Here is a 14,742-nt window from a genome sequence, read left to right on the forward strand (position 1 = left end):
TACCAGTGAAGGGACTCGGCGGTATCACTGCCACCGGGCCTCTTTGCGGGCAAAGCGGCTGAACAACCGCCCTCCCGGGGCAACGGGCTAACCCGCCTGTTGCAACATCAAACCCGTTAGGAGACCAAAATGAGCACCATCCAAGAACGCATCGTCCGCTATGGCGACCTGCAACCCTGCAAAACCGCCTTTATCGACGCCCACACCCCGGGCAGCGATCAGAAAGAGAACTTTACCATCGTCGGCGGTGGCGTGTCGGAATCCCCCGATCAGCACGTCCACATCACCGACAAGATCGGCTTCAACATCGGCGCGGCGGGGCAGCCTCCGAAATGCCGCAACTCGCTGCACAGCCACACCACGGCTGAAGTGTTCTTTGTTGCCAAGGGCCGCTGGCGGTTCTTCTGGGGCCGTTATGGCACGGCGGGTGAGTTCATTGCCGAAGAAGGTGATATCTTCAACATCCCCACAGGTATCTTCCGCGGATTCGAGAACGTAGGCGACGACTACGGCATGATCATGTCGATGCTGGGCGGCGACGATGCTGGTGGCGGTGTCACCTGGGCACCGCAGGTGATCGAAGACGCGCAGGCGCATGGTCTGATGCTGGGCGACAACGGCGTGCTGTATGACTCGAAAAAAGGTCAGGAGCTGCCGCATAACGTGCGCCCGATGCCTCTGCTGACCGAAGAAGAGCTGAAAGCCTATCCCGAAGTGCCCGTCGACGCCGTGATCGGCAAATACGTCGCCCGCTATTGGGACCTGATGGCGCTGGCCGCGGACAAACCCGCAACGGTGATCGGTGAGAATGGCATCATCAAAGACAAACCGGGTTTCGAGGTTGATTTCCTGACCCGTGGCTCGGCCGTCAATGATCTGGTCAAAGCCGAGAAGCCTGTGGTTCTGATGCCGGCCAGCGGCCATTGGCGCGTCGCGGTGGACGGGTATGAAACAACACTCTCCAACGGCGATACCGCGCTGGTGATGCCGGGTGAGGCCTACAGCGTCACGCCCTCCATGACCGGTCAGGCAGGCCTGTACCGTATCACGGCCACCGACGATCCTGCCGGTGCGACCTGGGTCGGATGACCGTCGATCCCGACGATACTCATGCCGTCTATGAACGGCAGGCCAGGGCCTATGATGAGCAACGCTCGAAGGCCCTGTTCGAAGCGCGCTGGCTGGCGCGCTTCACCGCCAGCCTGAAACCCTGCGATCACGTGCTGGATCTGGGCTGCGGAACGGGTGAGCCTATCGCCCGATGGTTCAAGGCCGAAGGGTTCACCGTCACCGGCGTCGATTTCTCGGAAGCCATGCTTGAGATCGCCCGCAGCCGTTGGCCCGATGGCGACTGGTTGCAGGCGGACATGCGGGACTTCGAATTGAATCGCCGCTTTGATGGCATCATCGCCTGGAACAGCTTTTTCCACCTGACGGCGGACGAACAGAAAGACTGCATCGCCCGCATGGCACGCCATCTGCGCCCCAGCGGGATGCTGATGCTGACCGTCGGCCCCAGCGCCGGAGAAGAGCAGGGAACCGTGGGCGGAGAGCTGGTCTATCACGCCTCTCTCTCGCCCGCAGCCTACGCCACCTGCCTTGAGGAAAACGGGATGATCCTGACCGGGTTTCTGGCCAAGGACCCGGAAACCCAAAGCCACACCGTGCTGATGGCACGCAAGACATAACGGAGGTTCCATGACCGTAAAGACAACACATGTCGGGTCGCTGCCCCGCTCGCAAGAGGTGGTCGATTTCATCTTTGCCCGTGAACGGGAAGAACCTTTCGATCCTGCTGCTTTCGATGCGAGCATGGCCGCAGCCGTCTCCGAGACCGTGCGCAAACAGGTTGAGGCCGGGGTGGATATCGTCAGTGATGGCGAAACCTCGAAGATTTCCTACGCGACTTACGTCAAGGATCGCTATACCGGTTTTTCGGGGGACAGCCCGCGCAATGCGCCCGCCGATCTGAAGATGTTCCCCGGCTTCCTGCAACGTCTGGCCGATGATGGCGGCACGCCGCAATATGCCCGCCCGCAATGTACGGGCGAGGTGCGCTCGAAAGGGCAGGGCGAGCTGGAAAAGGACATCGCCAACCTCAAGGCGGCGATGGCGCAGCACGGAGTTGAGCGCGGCTTCATGAACGCCGCCTCTCCGGGTGTGATTTCGCTGTTCCTGCAGAATGATTTCTATCCCACGCGTGAGGCCTATCTGGCCGCACTGGCCGACGCGATGAAGCAGGAATACGAAACCATTGTGGCCGCCGGGCTGGACCTGCAACTGGATTGCCCGGACCTTGCGCTGTCGCGGCACATGCTGTTCACCGATCTGACCGACGCGGAATTCGTCAAGATCGCCGATATGCATGTCGAGGCACTGAACCACGCGCTGCAGAACGTGCCGCAGGACCGTGTGCGCGTGCATATCTGCTGGGGCAATTACGAAGGCCCGCATTGCTGTGATATCGCCATGGACAAGGTGTTCACGACCCTGATGAACACAAAATCCCGCTATGTACTGTTCGAAACGTCGAATCCGCGGCACGCGCATGAATGGACCGTGTTCCGCGACCGCAAGGCCGAGATTCCGGATGACAAGGTTCTGGTGCCCGGCGTTGTCGACACCACGACGAATTTTGTCGAACACCCCGAACTGGTTGCGCAGCGCATCACGCGGTTCACCGATATCGTCGGCGCGGACCGTGTGATCGCGGGCAGTGACTGCGGTTTCGGCACCTTCGCGGGCTTTGGCGCGGTGGACCCCGACATTGCTTATGCCAAGCTGTCCGCGCTGTCCGAGGGCGCGAAACTGGCCAACGCATGACGCCGCTGGTTCTTTTACCCGGTATGATGTGCGACGCGCGGCTGTATCAGCCGCAGATCACCGCCCTGTCCGGGTCCAGACCCCTGCTGACCTTCCCATTGGCGATGCAGGACAGCGTGCAGGCGATGGCTGCCGATATCCTGGCCAACGCGCCGCCGGTCTTTGCGCTGGCAGGGCTGTCGATGGGCGGTATCGTCGCGATGGAGGTCGTGCGGCAAGCCCCCGACCGGGTCGAACGGCTGGCCCTGCTGGACACCAACCCGCTGGCCGAAAAGCCCGAGGTCAAGGACCGGCGCGGCCCGCAGATGGCGGCGGTGCGTGATGGCAAGCTGCGGCAGGTGATGCGGGATGAGATGAAGCCCAATTATCTGGCCGATGGTCCCAATCAGGGCGCCATTCTGGACCTGTGCATGGCGATGGCCGAAGATCTGGGCCCCGACGTTTTCCTGTGCCAGTCCCGCGCCCTGATGGATCGTCCGGACCAGTCCGAAACACTGAAAGCCTATACCGGCACATCGCTGGTTCTGTGCGGCCGCGAGGATGGCTTGTGCCCGGTCGAGCGGCACCAGCTCATGCACGATCTGCTGCCCAACAGCCGCTTTGACATCATCGAACAGGCCGGGCACCTGCCCACTCTGGAACAACCCAACGAGACGACAGCGGCCCTGATCCGCTGGCTGGAGGCCACATGACACCGTCGCTTCTGACCCTGTTACGCAAGGTCGATACCCCCACCGTCTGCAACGCCATCGAGGTGGCGCAGGGCGCGCGCGGCTTCGATGCGTTCACCCGCGGCACCATGCTGTGTTCGGCCCCGTCCGAACCCGCGATCGTGGGCTATGCCCGCACCGCCAAGATCGCCGCGGTACAACCGCCGTCCGAGGCACCAGAGGTTATCCGGGAACGCCGCATGGCCTATTACAAGTACATGGCCGAAGGCCCTGCGCCTTCGGTCGCGGTGATCGAGGATGTCGACTTCCCCAACTGCATCGGTGCCTATTGGGGCGAAATCAACACCACCGTACACAAGGGCTTTGGCATGTCGGGCGCCCTGACCAACGGCGTCATGCGCGACCTCGGCGATCTGCCCGAAGGCTTTCCAGTGGTTGCCGGCTCGGTCGGGCCAAGCCACGGCTTTGTCCATGTGCGCGCGCTCGACACGCCGGTGTCGGTCTTTGGTCTGACGATCAATCCCGGTGATCTGATCCACGCCGACCGTCATGGCGCGCTGATAGTGCCGGTGGATGTTGTCGATCAGCTTGAGGCCGCGATCCAGAAATTGCTGACCACGGAGCGCGTCGTTCTGGATGCTGCCACCCAGCCGGGCTTTGATTTTCACGCCTTTCAATCGGCCTGGGAGAAATTCGAAAAATCACGGGTGTGAAATAACCCCGGTCGCGCAATAATACCGGGGATCAGAAAGGTCGGGCGCGGGCTACTTACGCCCGGCTGGAAGGTCGTCGCGTTTTTCTTCCAGAACGGTTTGGAACAACGCGGTCAGTTCGGATTTCTCGATCTGGGGAATCCTGCGACCCAGTGCTGACGTGGTTTCCACATCTTCTGAAACAGCGCCCCGCGCCGGTTTGGCCGCTTTGAAGCGATTGAGAAACGTTCTGATCTGCATTGTCACTTTCCTCCAAAATTCCGGACTTAAAAAACTTGCCGCTGCGGACCTGATCCGAACCCGCTGGTTCCGGGCTCGAGGATCAATGATCCGTGAGCGGTGATCCGCAGCGACAGGGGGCATTTACGCACCGTGCTTTTTCAAACAAGGGGGAAGAAATTGCCCTTTTGCGTCATTTTTAACCATTCAATCAAAAAATGATTTCAAACCTTACCTTTAGGTAAAGACGTTGAAGGAGAGGTTTACGTTTCGCGACGCCACGTCACTTTTGGAACGGCCGTTACAAGCGCCTGCGCGGGGCATTCGGACCAAAAGGGCTTGGCCGGAGTCGAAAGCAGAGTATTTGCCCCCGTTTGTGCAACACGAATGACAAAACCAGAGGATAAATCCCGCAGACGCAGGGAACCTCCGCATATGCGGATTGGTCTTTTTACTTTGTCGGGGATTTGGTGCCCAGGAGAGGACTCGAACCTCCACGTCCATACGGACACTAGCACCTGAAGCTAGCGCGTCTACCAATTCCGCCACCTGGGCAGGTGTCGTGGAGGGGCGTTTAAGCCTACTGGCGGGGGGCGTCAACAGGATTCGGAAGGTTTTTTGAAAGTTTTTTGACCCATGCTTCAAACAGCCCGGATTCCGACGGTTTTTTCCCGGACGCGCGGCGTTATTGCGCCTTGTTTGCCGGGGCTTTGGGCGGTAGATCGGATCAAGACCCATCAGCAGGAGCCCTCGCATGTCCAAACTGGTCACGATTTACGGCGGATCGGGATTTGTCGGTCGTTACATCGCACGTCGCTTGGCGAACGAAGGATGGCGCGTGCGGGTCGCGGTACGCCGCCCGAACGAGGCGATGTTTGTCAAACCCTATGGTGTGGTTGGTCAGGTCGAGCCCATTCTGTGCAACATCCGCGATGATGCCTCGGTGGCTGCGGTGATGCAGGGCGCCGATGCGGTGGTGAATTGCGTCGGTGTGCTGAACGAGCTGGGCAAGAACGAATTTGACGCCGTGCAGGCCGAAGGGGCCGAGCGTATCGCGCGGATCGCGGCCGAACAGGGCGTTGCGCGGATGGTGCACATCTCGGCCATCGGGGCGGACGCGGACTCGAACAGCGAGTATTCCCGCACCAAGGCGCAGGGTGAGGCTGGCGTGCTGGCGCATATGCCGAGCGCGGTGATCCTGCGCCCGTCGGTTATTTTCGGGACCGAGGATCAGTTCTTTAACCGTTTTGCTGGCATGACCCGTATGGGGCCGTTTCTGCCTGTGGTCGGTGCGGACACCAAGTTCCAGCCGGTTTATGTGGATGATGTGGCCAAAGCCGCCGTTCAGGGGGTTCTGGGGCAGGCAGAGGCCGGCATCTACGAACTGGGCGGGCCCGAGGTGAAATCCTTCCGCGCGCTGATGCAGCAGATGCTGGGGGTGATTCACCGCCGCCGTGTCATCATCGGGGTGCCGTTCTTTGCCGCCCGGATCATGGCGGGTGTTCTGGATATCGCCAAATTCGTCAGCTTTCAGCTGTTCCCGAACCACATCCTGACCCGCGACCAGCTGAAGAACCTGCGCCGCGACAACGTGGTGTCCGAGGACGCCAAGGGCTTTGGTGATCTGGGAATCGAGCCGGCCACTTTGGAATCGGTGCTGCCGGATTACCTGTGGAAGTTCCGCCCGGCCGGTCAGTATGACGACATCCAGAACTCGGCCGACAACCTGCGGACCTGATCAGCTGTAGGCGATCACCAGCAGGATCGCGCCCAGGATCACGCGATAGATGACATAGGGCGTGAAACTGACGCTGCGCAGCAGGCGCATCATCAGGGACAGCGCCAGCAGGGCTGAGATAAAGGCGAAAAAGGCGGCAATCGCGCCGTCTTTGGCCAGCTGCACGTCCGCCTCTCGGATAACCTCTGCCGACAACAGCACGCCTGACGCCAGAATCGTCGGAATCGACATCAGCATCGCGATCCGGGCACCGTCTTCGCGGCTGTAGCCCAACTGTCGCGCGCCGGTGATGGTGATGCCCGACCGCGAGGTGCCGGGGATCAGTGCCAGAACCTGCCACAACCCCATGATAAAGGCGTCGCGCAGCCCCCAATCTCCGGCCTGTTTGGTCTGAGGGCCTTTCTGGTCCATCCAGTACAGAAGCAGTCCGAAACCCAGCATGGTCCAACCGATCACCGTCATTGAGCGCAAGGATTGGCTGAGACCGGTTTTGAACAGGATGATGCCGACGATGACGGTGGGAATCGTGGCGATGATCAGGCCCATCGCCAGCCGGGCCTGCGGGGTATCGACCCGCCCGGTCATGGCGCGGGGCAGGCCGGCGGCCGCCTGTTTCACGTCGGACCAGAAATACAGAACCACGGCCCCCAACGTGCCCACATGCACAGCCACATCGATGGCCATCCCCTGATCGTCCATGCCGGTCAGGCTGGGCAGCAGGATCAGGTGACCCGATGAGGAGATGGGCAAAAATTCGGTGATACCCTGAATAATTGCCGCGAGAATCAGTTGGAAAAAGCCCATTTAACCTGCCGTGCTGCCGTCACGTGTTCTTTGCGCGCAATGGGTATAAGTGTGGTGCCGAAAAGGAAAGTGCGTAAATAGGTCCGAATCGGAACTAAGAAACTGAATATTTTTCATCGATTTCGGTTTTTGGCTCAGATTTTTTCAATTTAGGTCAGTATGATTGACTTTTCATCCGGAGCGGTATCTCTTAAAGAAACCCGACCAAGCCAATTCATGGAGTCTGACCCGTGGCCAAGCAACCGATGCTGAAATTTGTGCAGATCGACCGCGTCATGCCGGAAAAGCGTGCCGCCGATGTGCGCAAAGAAGACTTTGACGAGATTTATGCTGAGTTTGCGTCGGCCAAGGCTGAAGAACAAGCCAGTCGCTGCAGCCAATGCGGTGTGCCTTATTGCCAGTCACACTGCCCGCTGCACAATAACATTCCCGACTGGCTGCGCCTGACCGCCACGGGGCGTCTGGAAGAGGCCTATGCGACCAGCCAGGCCACCAACACCTTCCCGGAAATCTGTGGCCGAATCTGTCCGCAGGACCGTCTGTGCGAAGGCAACTGCGTGATCGAACAGTCCGGCCACGGCACTGTCACCATCGGCACGATCGAGAAATACATCACCGACACTGCCTGGGACAAAGGTTGGGTGAAACCGGTTGCTCCGGGTGCTGAACGCAGTGAAAGCGTTGGCATCATCGGTGGTGGCCCCGGTGGTCTGGCTGCGGCGGATATGCTGCGTCGGGCTGGCATTCAGGTCACCGTTTATGACCGCTATGACCGCGCGGGTGGTCTGCTGATGTACGGTATTCCGGGCTTCAAGCTGGAAAAAGACATCGTGCAGCGCCGCAATGACCTGCTGGCCGATGGCGGCGTCGAATTCGTCTTGAACTGCGACGTGGATGCCGAAAAGTTTGCAGAAATCCACGCCAAGCATGATGCGGTGATCATCGCGACCGGTGTCTACAAGTCGCGTGACCTGTCCATGCCGGGCAGTGGCCTGACCGGAATCGAAAAAGCCATCGACTTCCTGACCGCGTCGAACCGCAAAAGCTTTGGCGATGACGTTGAGGATTTCGACAACGGCCGCCTGAATGCCGACGGCAAGAAAGTTGTCGTGATCGGCGGTGGCGATACGGCGATGGACTGCGTGCGCACCTCGATCCGTCAGGGTGCGACCTCAGTCAAATGCCTGTACCGCCGCGACCGCGCCAACATGCCGGGCTCGCAGCGTGAGACTCAGAATGCCGAGGAAGAAGGCGTGGTGTTCGAATGGCTCAGCGCGCCCAAGGGCTTTACCGGTGACGACAAGGTCTCGGGCGTGATGGTGCAAAAGATGCGTCTGGGTCAGCCCGATGCGTCCGGCCGTCAGGCGCCCGAAGTGATCGAAGGTGCGGATTACATCGAAGAGGCCGATCTGGTGATCAAGGCGCTGGGTTTCGAGCCCGAAGACCTGCCCACCCTGTTCGGCCAGCCCGACCTGCCCGTGACCCGCTGGGGTACCGTCAAGGCCGCATTCCAGACCGGTGAGACCGAGATGGACGGCGTCTATGCCATTGGTGACATCGTGCGCGGTGCTTCGCTGGTGGTCTGGGCGATCCGTGATGGCCGTGATTGCGCCGATGCGATCATCGACCGGTTCAATGCCAAGGCTGCCATCGCAGCCGAATAACCCAATGCCCAGCGACAGGAGGGTTCGAATGCCCGAATTGCAAGGCCAATGCATGTGTGGCGCGGTCACCGTGACCGCAACCCCGGCGAAGGACTCGCTGGGCGCGTGCCATTGCGATCAATGCCGCCGCTGGACCAGCTCGATGCTGGTGACGTTTCAGGCCGACCCCGGCTATGCCGCTTTGGGTCCGGTCAAGACGTTCACCTCGTCCGACTGGGCCGAGCGCGCCTTTTGCGCCGAGTGTGGCTCGGCCCTTTGGTACCGGGTCACCCTGCCGGGCGAGATGCACGGGCACACTCAAATGGCAGCAGGCCTGTTCGAAGACACGGGCTACGCGCTGGACCATGAACTCTATATCGACAAAAAACCCGACGGGTATGCGTTCGCAGGCGAGCGCAAGCAGATGACCAAGGCCGAGGTCGAAGCCATGTTCGCCCAGCCGGAAGAAGGAGACAGCCAATGACCAAATATGATGCTGATTGGGTGCGGGCCGAGGAAGCCAAGCGCAAATGGATGGCGGAAAACGGTCTCTATTCCGAGGAGGAAGAGCATTCCTCCTGCGGTGTGGGTCTTGTTGTATCCGTTGACGGCAAGCCGTCGCGCAAGGTGGTGGATGCCGGGATCGATGCGCTCAAGGCGATCTGGCACCGTGGTGCCGTGGATGCTGATGGCAAAACCGGCGACGGCGCGGGTATCCACGTGCAGATCCCGGTTCCCTTCTTCTATGATCAGATCCGCCGCACCGGTCACGAGCCCAACATGGATGAGCTGATCGCGGTTGGTCAGGTCTTTCTGCCCCGCACCGATTTCGGCGCGCAGGAAAGCTGCCGGACCATCGTGGAAACCGAAGTTCTGCGCATGGGCTATTACATCTATGGCTGGCGCCATGTTCCGGTCGATGTCACCTGCCTGGGCGAAAAGGCCAACGCGACCCGTCCCGAGATTGAGCAGATTCTGATTTCGAACTCGAAGGGCGTGGACGAAGAGACGTTCGAGCGTGAGCTGTATGTCATCCGCCGCCGCATCGAAAAAGCGGCGCTGGCTGCGGGCATTTCCGGCCTGTATCTGGCGTCGCTGTCCTGCCGCTCGATCATCTACAAGGGCATGATGCTGGCCGAGCAGGTCGCCGTGTTCTACCCCGACCTGATGGATGAGCGCTTTGAATCGGCGTTCGCGATCTATCACCAGCGTTATTCGACCAACACTTTCCCACAATGGTGGCTGGCGCAGCCGTTCCGCATGTTGGCCCATAACGGCGAGATCAACACGCTGAAAGGCAACATCAACTGGATGAAAAGCCATGAGATCCGCATGGCGTCGGGCACCTTTGGTGACTATGCCGAGGATATCAAGCCGATCATCGCGGGCGGATCGTCGGATTCTGCTGCATTGGACTCGGTTTTCGAGGTTCTGGTGCGCGCGGGACGTTCGGCGCCGATGGCGAAAACCATGCTGGTGCCGGAAAGCTGGTCCAAGCAAGCGGTGGAACTGCCGCAGGCGTGGCGCGACATGTACTCCTATTGCAACTCGGTGATGGAGCCGTGGGACGGCCCCGCCGCGCTGGCCATGACCGATGGCCGCTGGGTCTGTGCCGGTCTGGACCGGAACGGTTTGCGCCCGATGCGCTATGTGGTGACCGGCGATGGTCTGGTTATCGCGGGGTCCGAGGCCGGGATGGTGCCGATTGACGAAGCAACCGTGACGGAAAAAGGCGCGCTGGGTCCGGGTCAGATGCTGGCTGTGGACATGAAGCGCGGCAAGCTCTACCGCGACACCCAGATCAAGGACAAACTGGCGCGCGCGCTGCCCTTTGGCGAGTGGGTCGGCAAGATCAACGATCTGGACGATACGCTGGCCGAAGCGGCCGAGGCGCCGATCTTCTCGGGTGAAGAACTGCGCAAGCGTCAGATCGCTGCGGGCTATTCGATTGAGGAATTGGAGCAGATTCTGGCCCCGATGGCCGAGGACGGCAAGGAATCGATCGCCTCGATGGGGGATGACACCCCGTCGGCGGTTCTGTCCAAGCAATACCGCCCGCTGAGCCACTTCTTCCGTCAGAATTTCAGCCAGGTGACCAACCCGCCGATCGACTCGCTGCGTGAATACCGGGTGATGTCGCTGAAAACGCGGTTCGGAAACCTCAAGAACGTGCTGGACGAAGACAGCAGCCAGACCGAGATCATCGTGCTGGGCAGCCCCTTTGTCGGCAACACGCAATGGGACAAGCTGGTTGAGAACTTCAATTCTCCGCTGGCCGAGATCGACTGTAGCTTTGAACCCGGCCGGGGTGCACTGAGCGCCGCTTTGGCCCGTGTCAGAGCCGAAGCGGAAGAGGCCGTGCGCTCGGGCGCAGGGCATCTGGTGCTGTCCGACATGAATTCGGGCCAGGGCCGTGTGGCGATGCCGATGATCCTGGCGACCAGTGCGGTGCACTCGCACCTGACCCGTCAGGGGCTGCGGACCTTCTGCTCGTTGAACGTGCGCTCGGCGGAATGTGTTGATCCCCACTACTTTGCCGTGCTGATCGGCTGCGGCGCGACCGTTGTCAACGCCTATCTGGCCGAAGATTCGCTGGCCGACCGTATCGATCGCGGCCTGCTGGACGGCACCCTGACCGAAAACGTGGCCCGTTTCCGTGAAGCCATCGATCAGGGTCTGTTGAAGATCATGGCCAAGATGGGCATCTCTGTGATCTCGTCCTATCGCGGCGGTCTGAACTTTGAGGCCGTGGGCCTCAGCCGTGCGATGGTGGCCGAGTATTTCCCGGGCATGACCAGCCGGATTTCCGGCATCGGTGTCACCGGCATTCAGACCAAGGCCGAGGAAATCCACGCCAAAGCCTGGACCAATGGTCTGGACGTGCTGCCCATCGGTGGTTTCTACAAGGCACGTAAATCGGGTGAGACCCACGCGTGGGAAGCGACCTCGATGCATATGATGCAGATGGCCTGTAACCGCGCTTCGTACGAGCTGTGGAAGCAGTATTCGGCCAAGATGCAGTCGAACCCGCCGATCCACTTGCGCGACCTGATGGATTTCAAACCGTTGGGCAATCCGGTGCCGATTGAAGAGGTCGAGTCGATCACCTCGATCCGCAAACGGTTCGTCACACCGGGCATGTCGCTGGGTGCGCTGTCGCCCGAGGCGCACAAGACGCTAAATGTGGCGATGAACCGGATCGGTGCGAAATCCGACTCGGGTGAAGGTGGCGAAGACCCGGCGCACTTTGTGCCGGAGCCCAATGGCGATAACCCGTCGGCCAAGATCAAGCAGGTGGCTTCGGGCCGGTTCGGCGTGACTGCCGAATACCTGAACCAGTGCGAAGAGCTTGAGATCAAGGTCGCCCAAGGCGCTAAACCCGGTGAGGGCGGTCAGTTGCCGGGCATGAAAGTGACCGACCTGATCGCGCGTCTGCGGCATTCGACCAAGGGCGTGACGCTGATCTCGCCGCCGCCGCACCACGATATCTACTCGATCGAGGATCTGGCGCAGCTGATCTATGACCTGAAACAGATCAACCCGCGCTGCAAGGTGACGGTCAAGCTTGTGGCGTCCTCGGGCGTTGGCACGATTGCTGCCGGTGTGGCCAAGGCGAAGGCGGATGTGATCCTGATCTCGGGCCACAATGGCGGTACGGGCGCGTCGCCCGCGACCTCGATCAAATATGCCGGTCTGCCGTGGGAGATGGGCCTGACCGAGGCGCATCAGGTTCTGGCGATGAACAACCTGCGCGACCGCGTGACCCTGCGGACCGATGGTGGCCTGCGGACCGGGCGTGACATCGTCATGGCCGCGATGATGGGGGCCGAGGAATACGGCATCGGTACCGCCGCGCTGATCGCGATGGGCTGTATCATGGTGCGCCAGTGCCAGTCTAACACCTGCCCGGTTGGCGTGTGTACGCAGGACGAAGACCTGCGCGCCAAGTTCACCGGCAACGCCGACAAGGTCGTCAACCTGATCACCTTCTACGCGCAGGAAGTGCGCGAGCTGCTGGCCAGCCTCGGCGCACGTTCGATTGATGAGATCATCGGCCGGGCCGATCTGCTGGCGCAGGTCAGCCGGGGCTCGGCGCATCTGGATGATCTGGACCTGAACCCGCTGCTGATTACCGTCGATGGCGCGCAGGACATCGTCTATGACCGTCGCAAGGATCGCAATGCGGTGCCGGATACTCTGGACGCCGAGATCGTCCGCGATGCGGCACGGTTCCTGAAAGACGGTGAAAAGATGCAGCTGTCTTACGCGGTGCAGAACACGCACCGGACCGTGGGGACGCGGGTGTCCAGCCATATCGTGCAGAATTTCGGGATGCGGAACACGTTCCAGTCCGACCACCTGCATGTGAAACTGCAAGGTTCTGCCGGTCAGTCCCTGGGGGCCTTTGCGGCGCCGGGTCTGAAACTGGAAGTGTCGGGCGACGCCAACGACTATGTCGGCAAGGGTCTGTCGGGCGGCATGATCGTCGTGCGCCCGCCGCAGGTCAGCCCGCTGAAGGCGGATGACAACACGATCATCGGCAACACGGTGCTGTACGGTGCAACGGATGGGTACCTCTTCGCCGCTGGCCGCGCCGGTGAGCGGTTCGCGGTGCGCAACTCGGGCGCAACGGTGGTGATCGAGGGCTGCGGTTCCAACGGTTGTGAATACATGACCGGTGGTGTCGCGGTGATCCTGGGTGACATCGGTGCCAATTTCGGCGCGGGCATGACGGGCGGTATGGCTTATTTGTACGACCCCGAAGGCAAGGCCGAAAAGCTGATGAACATGGAAACACTGGTGACGTGTCCGGTGACCGTCGACCATTGGGAAGAGCAGCTGAAATCGCTGATCGAAACCCATCAGGTTGAGACCTTCAGCCGCAAGGCTGCGGACATTCTGCAGCACTGGGATGTTGAAAAGGCCAACTTCCTGCAGGTCTGTCCGAAAGAGATGCTGAACAAGCTCAGCCATCCTCTGACCATCGAGGTCGAAGCCGTCCCGGCTGAATAAGCCGCCAGCAGGGCCCTGCATCGAGAAACCCGCGTGTCACCTGAAACACGCGGGTTTTTTCCGATTTGGGGCAGCTTGACCGAGTTTATTGCGTTTTTTCTCCGTTCACGCCTAGCTATGGCCATAGTTTCTTCGGGATTTGCAGGCACACTGCTGTCCTACGCGACGAATAGGCAGGAGCAGACACATGCCAACGACCTATACAGACCAGTTTTTTGACATGGATCCGGCGAACCCGCCCGCGGCGGGAACGACGCTGACGGTGCAGAAATACGATCTGGTGGATCAGAATGACGACGGCGATATTGATCGGTTCAACAACGATACCGTCAACGGCGTGGATGTTACCCGCTCGTGGCCGGGGGATACGGTTACAATTAACGTACCCGGTCAGGGAAACGTAACCTACATCGGAACAACCTTTTATCTTGCGGACGGAACGCGGGTTTTTACTCCGACTGACGGTAAGGTTTTGCAAAGCGGCACCTTTGTATCTTCGACCTTTGTCACCACGCAGGGGCCTCTGGATGTTGGTGATCTGGGCCCGCCCTGCTTCACGCCTGGCACCCTGATCGAAACGCCGGACGGTCCGCGCTTGGTCGAGGACCTGCAGCCGGGGGATATGGTCACCACCGCCGATCACGGCGCGCAGCCTTTGCTGTGGGTGGGCAGCACCCGGGTCGAGGCGCGGGACAAACTGGCCCCGATCCGGTTCGAGGCCGGTGTGCTGGGGCTGGATCGTCCTCTGACCGTGTCGCCGCAGCACCGGATGCTGGTCGCGGATTGGCGCGCGCCTTACCTCTTTGGCCATTCCGAGGTTCTGATCGCCGCGCATTGTCTGGTCAATGACGACACGGTGACCCGCGTCGAAAGCGATGAGGTCGAATATATCCACCTGCTGTTCTCGCGGCATGAGATCGTCATTGCCAACGGGGCGAAAAGCGAAAGCTATTACCCGGGGCATGCGGTGACTCAGGCGGATCGTGACGCACAGGCCGAGGTACTGCACCTGTTTCCGGAACTGCGCAGCCGCGACCCGGTGATGCCGGAAACCGCGCGCCCGGTCATCCGCCCGCGCGAGGCGCGCGCGCTGGCGATATAAACCGTTTCAAACCTCA

12 protein-coding genes and 1 tRNA gene are annotated in these 14,742 nt (G+C 60.7%); 10 read left to right on the forward strand and 3 right to left on the reverse strand.

Annotated features, from left to right (window positions below; genetic code table 11):
* Positions 1–129: 129 nt before the first annotated feature.
* The 5 genes from ACR0NT_RS16000 to ACR0NT_RS16020 are packed head-to-tail and all read left to right on the forward strand — an operon-like array spanning position 130 to position 4,207.
* On the forward strand, positions 130–1,089 hold the full coding sequence (locus ACR0NT_RS16000) for a cupin domain-containing protein (RefSeq protein WP_170444924.1): 960 nt from the start codon (positions 130–132) through the stop codon (positions 1,087–1,089).
* A complete protein-coding gene (locus ACR0NT_RS16005) occupies positions 1,086–1,688 on the forward strand; it encodes a class I SAM-dependent methyltransferase (protein ID WP_170444927.1) in 603 nt (200 codons plus the stop codon). The genes ACR0NT_RS16000 and ACR0NT_RS16005 overlap by 4 nt, the downstream gene beginning before the upstream one ends.
* 10 nt (positions 1,689–1,698) lie before the next feature.
* Positions 1,699–2,823, forward strand: a complete 1,125-nt coding sequence (locus tag ACR0NT_RS16010) for a cobalamin-independent methionine synthase II family protein (protein WP_170672527.1) — start codon at positions 1,699–1,701, stop codon at positions 2,821–2,823.
* The gene (locus ACR0NT_RS16015; RefSeq protein WP_170672526.1) at positions 2,820–3,515 is read left to right on the forward strand and encodes an alpha/beta fold hydrolase; all 696 of its coding nucleotides are present in this window, start codon (positions 2,820–2,822) and stop codon (positions 3,513–3,515) included. The genes ACR0NT_RS16010 and ACR0NT_RS16015 overlap by 4 nt, the downstream gene beginning before the upstream one ends.
* Positions 3,512–4,207, forward strand: a complete 696-nt coding sequence (locus ACR0NT_RS16020) for an RraA family protein (RefSeq protein ID WP_170672523.1) — start codon at positions 3,512–3,514, stop codon at positions 4,205–4,207. Before ACR0NT_RS16015 ends, ACR0NT_RS16020 begins: the two co-directional genes overlap by 4 nt.
* Before the next feature lie 51 nt (positions 4,208–4,258).
* Here the strand turns inward: ACR0NT_RS16020 and ACR0NT_RS16025 are convergent, their stop codons facing one another.
* Positions 4,259–4,447, reverse strand: a complete 189-nt coding sequence (locus tag ACR0NT_RS16025; RefSeq protein ID WP_170672521.1) for a hypothetical protein — start codon at positions 4,445–4,447, stop codon at positions 4,259–4,261.
* Positions 4,448–4,894: 447 nt separating this feature from the next.
* Positions 4,895–4,981, reverse strand: a tRNA-Leu gene (locus ACR0NT_RS16030).
* A gap of 199 nt (positions 4,982–5,180) precedes the next feature.
* Here ACR0NT_RS16030 and ACR0NT_RS16035 point away from each other — a divergent pair.
* Positions 5,181–6,164: a complex I NDUFA9 subunit family protein gene (locus ACR0NT_RS16035; RefSeq protein WP_170672519.1), complete on the forward strand. Its 984-nt coding sequence runs from the start codon at positions 5,181–5,183 to the stop codon at positions 6,162–6,164.
* Here ACR0NT_RS16035 and ACR0NT_RS16040 read toward each other — a convergent pair whose 3' ends face one another.
* Positions 6,165–6,968: an undecaprenyl-diphosphate phosphatase gene (locus tag ACR0NT_RS16040; protein ID WP_170672517.1), complete on the reverse strand. Its 804-nt coding sequence runs from the start codon at positions 6,966–6,968 to the stop codon at positions 6,165–6,167.
* 230 nt (positions 6,969–7,198) lie between these two features.
* Between ACR0NT_RS16040 and ACR0NT_RS16045 the strand changes: the two genes are divergently transcribed.
* The 4 genes from ACR0NT_RS16045 to ACR0NT_RS16060 all read left to right on the forward strand — a co-directional run bounded on the left by ACR0NT_RS16045 (position 7,199) and on the right by ACR0NT_RS16060 (position 14,726).
* On the forward strand, positions 7,199–8,632 hold the full coding sequence (locus ACR0NT_RS16045; protein WP_170672515.1) for an NAD(P)-dependent oxidoreductase: 1,434 nt from the start codon (positions 7,199–7,201) through the stop codon (positions 8,630–8,632).
* A gap of 28 nt (positions 8,633–8,660) precedes the next feature.
* A complete protein-coding gene (locus ACR0NT_RS16050; RefSeq protein ID WP_170672513.1) occupies positions 8,661–9,095 on the forward strand; it encodes a GFA family protein in 435 nt (144 codons plus the stop codon).
* Positions 9,092–13,624, forward strand: coding sequence for a glutamate synthase large subunit (gene gltB / locus ACR0NT_RS16055; RefSeq protein WP_170672511.1), 4,533 nt, complete (start codon positions 9,092–9,094; stop codon positions 13,622–13,624). Before ACR0NT_RS16050 ends, gltB begins: the two co-directional genes overlap by 4 nt.
* Before the next feature lie 187 nt (positions 13,625–13,811).
* Complete coding sequence (locus ACR0NT_RS16060) at positions 13,812–14,726, forward strand: Hint domain-containing protein (RefSeq protein WP_170444955.1); 915 nt, start codon at positions 13,812–13,814, stop codon at positions 14,724–14,726.
* The last annotated feature ends 16 nt before the right edge of the window (positions 14,727–14,742 follow it).

Source organism: Ruegeria sp. AB10 (genome assembly GCF_056542745.1).

Coding starts and splice junctions, on each gene's coding strand:
- ACR0NT_RS16005 (WP_170444927.1), top strand. CDS start 1,086: ATGACCGTCGATCCCGACGATACTCATGCCGTCTATGAACGGCAGGCC.
- ACR0NT_RS16015 (WP_170672526.1), top strand. CDS start 2,820: ATGACGCCGCTGGTTCTTTTACCCGGTATGATGTGCGACGCGCGGCTG.
- ACR0NT_RS16035 (WP_170672519.1), top strand. CDS start 5,181: ATGTCCAAACTGGTCACGATTTACGGCGGATCGGGATTTGTCGGTCGT.
- ACR0NT_RS16025 (WP_170672521.1), bottom strand. CDS start 4,447: ATGCAGATCAGAACGTTTCTCAATCGCTTCAAAGCGGCCAAACCGGCG.
- gltB (WP_170672511.1), top strand. CDS start 9,092: ATGACCAAATATGATGCTGATTGGGTGCGGGCCGAGGAAGCCAAGCGC.
- ACR0NT_RS16060 (WP_170444955.1), top strand. CDS start 13,812: ATGCCAACGACCTATACAGACCAGTTTTTTGACATGGATCCGGCGAAC.
- ACR0NT_RS16050 (WP_170672513.1), top strand. CDS start 8,661: ATGCCCGAATTGCAAGGCCAATGCATGTGTGGCGCGGTCACCGTGACC.
- ACR0NT_RS16020 (WP_170672523.1), top strand. CDS start 3,512: ATGACACCGTCGCTTCTGACCCTGTTACGCAAGGTCGATACCCCCACC.
- ACR0NT_RS16010 (WP_170672527.1), top strand. CDS start 1,699: ATGACCGTAAAGACAACACATGTCGGGTCGCTGCCCCGCTCGCAAGAG.
- ACR0NT_RS16040 (WP_170672517.1), bottom strand. CDS start 6,968: ATGGGCTTTTTCCAACTGATTCTCGCGGCAATTATTCAGGGTATCACC.
- ACR0NT_RS16000 (WP_170444924.1), top strand. CDS start 130: ATGAGCACCATCCAAGAACGCATCGTCCGCTATGGCGACCTGCAACCC.